We start from the raw sequence: 8,282 nt of genomic DNA, 5'->3' as shown, positions 1-8,282 counted from the left end.
GCAGCGCCACCGTGGGCAGCAGGTCGGTCGGCGTCTGCGTGAACAGCCCGGCCAGGCGGTCGATCAGCGCCAGCCGGGCGGAGGAGCCCTCCAGGTCCCGGTACGCCTCCGCGACGATCTCGTACCGCACCCGTGCTCCCTTCGCTCAGCGGGTCTGCCCACCGGCCCGCACGGCCCTGGCGACTGTTCCCACGGCAGGATATCGAGGCATGCCGCTACCGGCCCGTTCGGCGCCTTCGGGGTCGCCGTCGTGACGGCGATCGCCGGGGTCTGGTGGCGTTGGGGCTCGCCACCTGGCGGAAGCCAGCCATGCGGACCACGACCGGGATCCTGTGGGACCTGGTGTCGTTCTGGCCGCGGCTGGTGCACCCGCTTTGTCCCCCGCCGTACGGTGGCCGGGCGGTCCTCGGTGTCGCCGTCCGCAGCATGAGTCCCGCCCAGGCCTCGGACGGTGTCGACCAAGAGCTTGCGGAGCAATGACAGGCTCTATGCAGGCACCGGCGGCTGCACCGGGCCGCCGATGACCTGCGCGGTCGTCTGCACCACCACGCGGCCACCAGTGACCTCGCCCTGCAGGAAGTCCAGGAACGCGGTGAGCTTGCCCGGTGTGATCGCATAGGGGCCGCACTGCTCGCAGACGCGGTGGAACACGAACTGCACCCAGCCACCGCCGTTGGCTTCAGCGTTGAGCACGTACAGCTCGAGCGTCGAGAGCTTGGTCGCCTTCTTGGGGTTGGGGGGCGTGCGCGTCGCGTACGGGTCGAGCGGCGGGATGGTCTCGGCGAAGGGGCCCGTCTTGGAGACGCCCGAGACCCCCCTGCCGCTGTTGTAACCGCAGTCGTGGACGACCAGCTCGGTGCCGCTGTCGAAGGATCCGAACGGGTAGGCGAACGACGTCGCCGGGAACCCTGCCGCCAGCAGGTTGTTGCGGTCGGTGCACACCTCCTGGCGGGCCTCCGCCGCGGTCAGCGGTGTCAGGTTCACGTGGTGCAGCGTGTGCCCGGCGATCTCGTTGCCCGCGTCGAACAGAGTGTGCAGGTCCGCCCATGAGAGATGCTCGGCATCGCCGACGGACGCGCTGTTCACGAAGAAGGTCGCCGTCATCCCGTGCGCCTGGAGGATCGGCAACGCGCCGAGCTGATCGGTGGTTCCATCGTCGAAGCCGATCGTGACGACCGTCGAGGCGGTCGCCGCAGCCGCCGGGGTGGGGCTCACCGCCCAGCCGGACAGGAACACGGCCAGCGCCCCGGTCGCCGCCAGCCACAGCCGGATCCTGGAACGAAGCTGGAGCTGCGGTGCGCCTCCCCGCGCGGTGCTTCTCATCGATGTCTGCCTTTCACCTGAGGCACGTCCTGGGCGGCCGGGCTTGCTTCAGAGCAGACCCGCGGCCTGGCGGGCGAACGCCAGCGGGCTGGTGGCGGTCAGGTCGACGGCGGGTTCGACCGTCGAGAACGACTCGATGTCGTCCTTGAACTTCGCTCTGCTGTTGAACTGCGCGAACGGGTCGCTGTCATCGGGCGGGCAGTTCCGCATCCCGGTCTGGAACCCCCTGTAGAGGGTGCCGTTCGGACCCTCCACCGCGGCGCCCTTCAGCACCGGCGGCGAGCCGTCCAGGGACCCGACCAGGTTGGCCACCTGATGGTGCGGGCAGTGCGGGAAGGTGCTGCCGTCACCGATGATGAACGACGAGCCCCACGCGTTGGCCCCCAGGATGTTGCTCAGCCATCTGGTGCTGAGACCCGCGTAGGCGTTGGTACCCGAGAGCTGGTTGTACTCGCTCGCCATGACCGCGAGGCCCGCGCCGTGGGAGGTCGTGTCCCAGGTGGCCCAGGGGAAGCCGAAGCCGAACGGGTCTGTGGCTGCCTGGGCCAGCGCGCCGTCCAGGGCCTTCTTCATGTCCGCGAGCAGCGCGGCCTGCGTGACTTCCAGGCCGGGTGGGTTCCCCGCCTGGCCGATCGCCCGGTGCAGATCGTAGTGGGCGAGCCCGCTGACGTCGTAGAGGTTCAGGGTGTCGGCAGCACCCTCGGGGCTGGTGATGTAGGCGTTGGCCCAGTGGCTCGCCTGCTGCAGGTAGAACAGCGGATCGGTGTGGGGGAGCCCGGCCGGAAGCCCGCCGTCTGCCACAGCGAAGTACAGCTCCACCGCGCCGAGCTCGAGGTCGCTGCGCCACTCGGTCTCGGGGTAGAAGCTGAACGGGATGTAGGTCGTCAGATTCCCGGTGGGTGCGGTGTTGGCGAGATCGAAGATGTGCTGGCCCGCGAGCAGGCACCGGTTGGCAAAGACCGGGTCGGTCGTCTTGTAGATCTGGAAGCACAAGCCGAAGGCCGCGGCGCTGCGGCCGGCCAGGTTGGGGCTGATGAGCGACCCCGGCGGACCTGACCTGAACACCGGGCGGTTGCGGATGTACCGGTACAGGGGGTCGGTCCCCCCGAGGGTGTCGTCCGCCTGGGGGAGCCGCCAGATGTCGTGGTCGCCGATCGTCTTGGCGTTGCCGGTCCCGATCCCCACCTGGTAGTAAAAGGTCATGGTCGGGTCGTCCCACATCCTGAGCAGCCATTTGGTCCCGAACCTGGCCTCAGCCGTGAAGTTGGAGGTGGCCGACCCCGCCCCCATCTGGCCCGGGAAGTCGCGGACGCCCGCGAGCAGCAGGTCGGTGGTGTAGCCCAGCGTCTGTACGCCCTTGATGTAGTCACCCGCGTCCCACCAGCCGCCGGAGGCGTCGACCGTGGTCCCGAGCGGCGTGAGGTCGCCGGAAAAGCGCCCGCTGCTGTTCACGTGGGGCGTGAGGTACGTCATGGCGTTCTGGTCGTTCAGGTGCGCTGGCGCGGTGCGGAGGGCGGACGGGATGAAGTCCGGGCCGTCTCGCTCGGTCTGGTAGAAGGAGAGGGCATTGGCGAGCGGCGTGGCATACACGTTCGCTCCCGTGTCGACCCTGAAGCTCGGCGACGTCGCGGGGACGGGTCCGGAGACCGAGATCGTGTAGGTGCCGGTGGTCGCGACGGCATTATTGAAGTCGAGCGCGTAGACATTGGGGTAGGCCGAGCTCCACGAGCCGAGGTTGGCCCCGATCGGCGCCGAGAAGACGGTGGTGCCGCTCGCGTTGTTCACGCTGAAGGTGGCGCCGGTCTCGGCTGTGCTCGCCATCAGGTAGGCGCGCTTGGACGCAGCCGACGGGTAGCCGACCTGGTTCACCCTGACGAACGCCGAGCTCGCGGCGGGGGCCGACCGCGCGGTTGCCGCGTGGAGCCCCCCAGCCACCAGGACGATGGCGGCAAGGAGCGCCAGTCTGCCGCTCCTGACCGCGATGATCCGGATCCGGTGCTCCGCTCCCATCATGCTGCCGCCCCCTTGGCCGGTGCGCAGGTGCAGGAGTGCCTATTAGTAAAGTTTCCTAACTTAGAATCCTCCGAAATGGTACCTCCTGCGCCTTCGATGATCAAGAGAAGAAATGGCGCGAGACGCTCCGACTCGGGACCGGGCTGTGAGCGAATCGGTGACCGTGGTCCGTTGCCGTGGGCGCGTCGTCGCCATGCGTGTGGCGCAGGCGGTAGGGTGATCGTCGATGGAGAGAGGAAGGCGATGGGCGGCAACGGCACCACCCCCGACGCCTCGACCCCGGCCCGTCGGCGGTGGGCGTGGACGGCCCTGGCTGCGCTCGCCGGCCTCGTGATCGCGTTGGCGGCCGTGGTGGCCCGCAGCCGCGGCACGCTGCTCGCGCTGGTCCTTGCCGCCGCCCTGTACCTCGTCCTGGCCGCCGCCGCGTCGTGGTGGGCATTCACCACCCGCAAGACGTGGAAGCGCTGGCTCAACCTGGCCGTGATCGCGTTCCTCGTCGTCGCCCTGGTGGTCGATGTCGTCGCCTTCAGCCTGTGGCATGCCGGCGGCGTGCTGGCGATCGTGGTCGCCGCGCTCGTCTATGCGCTGGCCGCCCGACAGGTGCTCAGCGGCGACATGCCGGCCGCGTCGGCCGGGACGGTACCCGGTGACGTCATACCGCCGGCCCGGCCCTGGCTGCCCTGGGCGCGTTCGGCGGCACCGAGCTCCGCGTCGACGTCGGGCTGGTGGGCGACCGGCTGTTCTTGAACAACGTCTCGCTCGGGGCCTACGCCGACCTGGTCGCCGAGCCGGGCTACCGGGCACGCAAGCTGGCCACGGCCCATCTCGTGCTGCCCGGCGCGGTCCGGGGCGAACGTGCCCCACTGGAGGTCGAGTTCCGCGACCCGGATGGCCGGCTGCACCAGGACGCGCTGCTGCTGGTGGCAAACAACCGCTACCAGCTGGGGCGACCGTCGGAGCTGGGTGCCCGCGAGCGGCTCGACGGCGGGGTGCTGCAGGTGTCGGCCCTGCGGGCCAGGACCGGGGCGGCACTGGCCAGGATCGTGGCCCGGGCTGTCGCGGGCCGGGTCGGCGCGGGCGCCGCTTGGGCGCAGTGGGAGAGCACCGAAGTGCGGGTCGACAGCCGGCTGCCGCGCCTGCCAGCCGGGATCGACGGGGAGGCGGTCGTGCTGGCGCCGCCGCTCGAGTTCCGGGTGCTGCCGCGGGCGCTGCGCGTGCTGGTCCCGGCGACGCTGCGCCCACGGACGACCAGCCCCCGGCCGCTGAGCAGGCTGGCGGTGCGGCGCCTGTGGACGCTCGCCACTGGGCGCGGGAGCGCCTGATGAGCAGGTGGCCGAGCGATCGGCATCGGCGCCTACGCCGCGTCGATGAACGCGAGCCTCACCCCTGCGGCGGAGGTGGAACGCCTGGGACCGCTCGACGTCGGTGACCAGCGAGCCGTGGAGGGTCCTGGGCTGGGCTCGCGCTGCCTCAGCTGGGCTCGCCTGGCTGATCCTCCCGCTGCTGTGGTTCGAGCACGAACTGCACCTTCCCCTCGCTGACCCGGACGTCCAGCATCCTGTTCTCGAGGATCGGGGCCACTCTGGGCGAGATGAACAGCTTTACGCCGCCTTCGGCGACGACCTGGTCCTGCTCGGCGGGCTGGCTTGCGACCTCGAGCCGCAGCGGCGCCATGCGCGACGGCGCCGGCGGCTCGTCCGGGGCGTCGATCCGCAGGCCCGCCCCGCCGGGCACCTCCGCGTTCGCCACGATGGACTCGATGGCTTGGCGTGCATTTTCAGTGACCATGAGCATGAGTTCTGACTCCCCTGTCGTCCCAAGAACCCAAGACAGGCTGGGTAGCACACCGCCAGCGGCGTAACCACGACGAGCGGCCCACACCCGAGGCGTTGCGGGTCCTGACCGAGCGCGAGCTCGAGATCTTGCGACTCGTCGCACGCGGGCTGTCGAACGCGCAGATCGCCGAGCGCCTGGTGATCTCGGAGCTGACCGCTTGCTCAACTCGTTCGGTACCCAGCCGGACCAGGACTTCGGCGGGCGGAACCCAGAGTCTGAAAGCCTCGGCACGTCTAGTGCCGGACGTGAAGGGATACGAGCATGTGCGACCATTGCAGGTGGTCAGGGCCGATCGTGACTCCGGCAGCAAGGAGAGTTCATGTCCAGCTCTCGTTCTGCTCGTGCCGCACCCGGCGGGCGCAGTGTGGCGTCGGGTGGGCTCTCGCACCGCCTGGCAATGGCGTTCGCCAACCTGATGGTCGACCAGTCGCTCACCAGCGAGAGCGACTACCCGTACGAGCCCTTCACCGCGGAGATGCAGCAGAGCACGCGGCTGACGCGCAGGAGCTTCTGCGACGCCGTCGGACTCGAGCCTTCGCCTCAGATCGAGATGCACCCGGCAACGGACTTCTTCAAGTGGACCGACGACCCAGAGCCGGAGGATACCGAGATGGCGCAGGTCTACGCCCTCCTCTGGAAGATGATGCGCGGCACGCTGAAGGGCTTGACACTGGTCCGGGCTCGCGGCGAGGACGTCGTCCAGGTCCCGGTCTTCCTGTTCGGTCGACTCGAGGACGGCACCCTCGTGGGGCTCCGCTCCATCAGCATCGAGACGTGATCCCACAGCCTGAGGTGATGTCATGGGTGACGAGGTGATGTCATAGGTGATGCCGGCAGTTCCACTGGGTCAGCCGCAGCACGAGCCCTTGACGGCCTGCCGGCGTCGGCTGGTCAAGACGCGGGAGCGTCGTGGCCGCGTCGAGGGCGGTTGGGGGCGGGCTGGCGCGCCTCCGGTCCGGGCGGGTCGGAGGCGGGCGTGCCGGGGGCTGGCGGGCCGGCCGCGCTGCCCTGGGCCCTGAGGGAGAGCTGCCCGGCCATGCCGACGGCGTCGCGGGTCTCGCGAGCGAGCTGGACGAGGCCCTCGACCAGCGGGTCGGGAGAGTCGGGGCGCCAGGCCAGGGCGGTGGTGGCCGGCTCCACGTCGTCGACGGGCACGAACTCGATGCCGGGCCGGGAGAAGACCGGCTCGACCCATGCCGCGGCCAGCCCGACGACCTCACCGGCGGCCACCAGCTGGATGAACTTGTCGAGCGAGCGGGTCGCCTGGCCGAGCAGGGCAGGGCTGGTGCGGTGGCGTGCTGCCAGCCAGTAGTCGCGGCACACCGCGTCGTCGGTGTCGGCCACGATCCACGGCTCGTCGAACAACTCCCGCACCGAGATGGAGGGGCGGGCCGCGAGCGGGTGGGCCGAGGGGAGCACCGCGAGCCTGGGCGCCGAGTACAGGGTCTCGAAGCGCAGCCCGTGGTGACCGAACGGGGGCATGACGAAGGCCACGTCGACGTCCCCGCTGTTGAGGCCGGCGGACGGGTCGGCGAAGGTGTGCTCGACGAGGTCGAGCTCCACCTCCGGGTAGCGGGTGCGGAAGCTGTGCAGCACCGTGGAGGTGGGCTGGACCTGGGTCCCGACGATGAAGCCGAGCCGCAGGTGCTGGCGCGGCGGGTGGGCGGCGCGGCGGGCAGCCTCGACGGCCGCGTCGGCGGCGGCGAGCGCCGCGCGCGCCTCGGCCAGGAACGCCGCTCCGCTCTCGGTCAGCTCGACCCCGCGGGGGTGGCGGCGGAACAGTTGCACGCCGGTCTGCCGCTCCAGGTAGCGGATCTGTGCCGACAGCGACGGCTGCGCGAGGCGGAGCCGCTGCGCGGCACGGGTCACATGCCCTTCCTCGGCCACCGCGACGAAGTAGCGGAGATGGTGCAGTCCGATAGGCATAGGAAGATCCTATGGCAGAGAGGACCGGTTCGTGTTGGATCCAGCGCATCCGGCGGGCCGATCATACGGGCGAGGCACGTGCCACCCAACCATCTCGCAGAGGAGGCTGATCATCGTGCTTACCGCAGTGCGCAGCGTCGGCATCTACGTCGGCGACCAGGACCGGGCCAAGAAGTTCTTCACCGACACGCTGGGGTTCCAGCTCGTGCAGGACACGCCGATGGGGGACGCGCCCGGGACGCCGCGCTGGATCGAGGTCGCCCCGCCGGACCGCAACGTCATCCTGGTGCTGTTCACCCCGGAGGGGCAGGAAGACCACGTAGGCACGTTCTCCAACGTGCTGTTCACCTGCGACGACATCCAGGCTACCCACAAGGAGCTGGCCAGCCGCGGCGTGGAGTTCGTCGACGAGCCCCAACAGCAGTTCTGGGGCTGGTGGGCGTCGTTCAAGGACCCCGACGGCAACACCTACGGGCTCGGCCAGCGCGGCGAGTGACGCGCCGCGCCCAGCGCCGGCCAGCCCCAGCGACCGGCCAGCGGAGACGCTGGCCGGTCGCGTCTTCCTTGACCAGCCCGGGCGGTGCAGGAAGACGCAGGCGCCGTCAGAGGCTGGCCGGGCCGCGAGGCAGGCGGTGCCGCCGATGGTCGGGCCAGCCCAGGCGGCCGTCCCCAGGTGGGCTGGAAGCGAGTGCAGGCGGCCGCGGGTTGCTGCTACATTCTCCGACGTCCCCGACCAGCGAACCCGCAGGTCGCGTGGCGGTCAGCCGGCGATCCGTGATAAGCATGGTTTCGGCGGTTCGACCCGTCTGGGACTCCTAGGAGTCGGGGGCGCCGGCTCCCATGGCGGCGTAGCTCAGAGGTAGAGCAAGCGGCTCATAATCGCTGTGTCGGTGGTTCGAGTCCACCCGCCGCTACTGGGCGAGGGCGGTGTCTGCCTGATGGCAGCCGCTCTCGCTTTGCGGTTGGGACTGACAAGGGCCCAGGCATCGTGAGGAACGGCTCGTCGAGTCGAGTGGACGGCGCAGGAGGAGACGAGGACAACCATGGCGAAGAAGAGGTTTGAGCGGACGAAGCCGCATCTGAATATTGGGACGATGGGGCATATTGATCATGGGAAGACGACGCTGACGGCGGCGATCACCAAGGTGTTGCACGACGCCGACCCGAGTGTGGCCTACACCCCG

9 protein-coding genes, 1 tRNA gene and 1 pseudogene are annotated in these 8,282 nt (G+C 70.0%); 7 read left to right on the top strand and 4 right to left on the bottom strand.

All coding sequences use genetic code 11. From position 1 onward, the window contains the following. Positions 1 to 486: 486 nt before the first annotated feature. Both VG276_29840 and VG276_29835 read right to left on the bottom strand, forming a co-directional pair. Positions 487 to 1,323: a polysaccharide deacetylase family protein gene (locus tag VG276_29840; GenBank protein ID HEV8653488.1), complete on the bottom strand. Its 837-nt coding sequence runs from the start codon at positions 1,321 to 1,323 to the stop codon at positions 487 to 489. A 48-nt stretch (positions 1,324 to 1,371) separates the two neighbouring features. After that, a complete protein-coding gene (locus VG276_29835) occupies positions 1,372 to 3,336 on the bottom strand; it encodes a glycoside hydrolase family 9 protein (protein HEV8653487.1) in 1,965 nt (654 codons plus the stop codon). A 216-nt stretch (positions 3,337 to 3,552) separates the two neighbouring features. On the opposite strand from VG276_29835, the gene VG276_29830 reads away from it, so the two are divergent. Continuing rightward, complete coding sequence (locus VG276_29830) at positions 3,553 to 4,083, top strand: hypothetical protein (GenBank protein HEV8653486.1); 531 nt, start codon at positions 3,553 to 3,555, stop codon at positions 4,081 to 4,083. Next, complete coding sequence (locus tag VG276_29825) at positions 4,062 to 4,658, top strand: hypothetical protein (GenBank protein HEV8653485.1); 597 nt, start codon at positions 4,062 to 4,064, stop codon at positions 4,656 to 4,658. Before VG276_29830 ends, VG276_29825 begins: the two co-directional genes overlap by 22 nt. Before the next feature lie 148 nt (positions 4,659 to 4,806). Here VG276_29825 and VG276_29820 read toward each other — a convergent pair whose 3' ends face one another. Further along, a complete protein-coding gene (locus tag VG276_29820; GenBank protein ID HEV8653484.1) occupies positions 4,807 to 5,085 on the bottom strand; it encodes an adhesin in 279 nt (92 codons plus the stop codon). Between the two features lie 119 nt (positions 5,086 to 5,204). Here VG276_29820 and VG276_29815 point away from each other — a divergent pair. Both VG276_29815 and VG276_29810 read left to right on the top strand, forming a co-directional pair. Further along, positions 5,205 to 5,327, top strand: a pseudogene (locus VG276_29815) (helix-turn-helix transcriptional regulator). Positions 5,328 to 5,569: 242 nt separating this feature from the next. Beyond that, positions 5,570 to 5,950, top strand: coding sequence for a nuclease A inhibitor family protein (locus VG276_29810; GenBank protein ID HEV8653483.1), 381 nt, complete (start codon positions 5,570 to 5,572; stop codon positions 5,948 to 5,950). Positions 5,951 to 6,063: 113 nt separating this feature from the next. Here the strand turns inward: VG276_29810 and VG276_29805 are convergent, their stop codons facing one another. Continuing rightward, positions 6,064 to 7,098 (bottom strand): LysR family transcriptional regulator, encoded by a 1,035-nt coding sequence (locus VG276_29805; GenBank protein HEV8653482.1) that lies wholly within the window; start codon positions 7,096 to 7,098, stop codon positions 6,064 to 6,066. 115 nt (positions 7,099 to 7,213) lie between these two features. Here VG276_29805 and VG276_29800 point away from each other — a divergent pair, with 115 nt between their 5' ends. The 3 genes from VG276_29800 to VG276_29790 form a co-directional block, all read left to right on the top strand. Further along, complete coding sequence (locus VG276_29800; protein ID HEV8653481.1) at positions 7,214 to 7,594, top strand: VOC family protein; 381 nt, start codon at positions 7,214 to 7,216, stop codon at positions 7,592 to 7,594. A 346-nt stretch (positions 7,595 to 7,940) separates the two neighbouring features. Further along, a tRNA-Met gene (locus VG276_29795) sits at positions 7,941 to 8,012 on the top strand. A 129-nt stretch (positions 8,013 to 8,141) separates the two neighbouring features. Then, a partial coding sequence (locus tag VG276_29790) for a GTP-binding protein (protein ID HEV8653480.1) occupies positions 8,142 to 8,282 on the top strand: 141 nt, incomplete at its 3' end.

It is taken from the genome of Actinomycetes bacterium (assembly GCA_036000965.1).
Classification (GTDB): domain Bacteria; phylum Actinomycetota; class CALGFH01; order CALGFH01; family CALGFH01; genus DASYUT01.
The sequence above is the reverse complement of the archived record's forward strand: the minus strand, read 5'-3'. Positions and strand labels throughout refer to the sequence as shown.

What these genes read in the sequence shown, in the direction of transcription:
- VG276_29840 (HEV8653488.1), bottom strand. Translation starts at nt 1,323, where the DNA reads ATGAGAAGCACCGCGCGGGGAGGCGCACCGCAGCTCCAGCTTCGTTCC.
- VG276_29835 (HEV8653487.1), bottom strand. Translation starts at nt 3,336, where the DNA reads ATGATGGGAGCGGAGCACCGGATCCGGATCATCGCGGTCAGGAGCGGC.
- VG276_29810 (HEV8653483.1), top strand. Translation starts at nt 5,570, where the DNA reads ATGGCGTTCGCCAACCTGATGGTCGACCAGTCGCTCACCAGCGAGAGC.
- VG276_29805 (HEV8653482.1), bottom strand. Translation starts at nt 7,098, where the DNA reads ATGCCTATCGGACTGCACCATCTCCGCTACTTCGTCGCGGTGGCCGAG.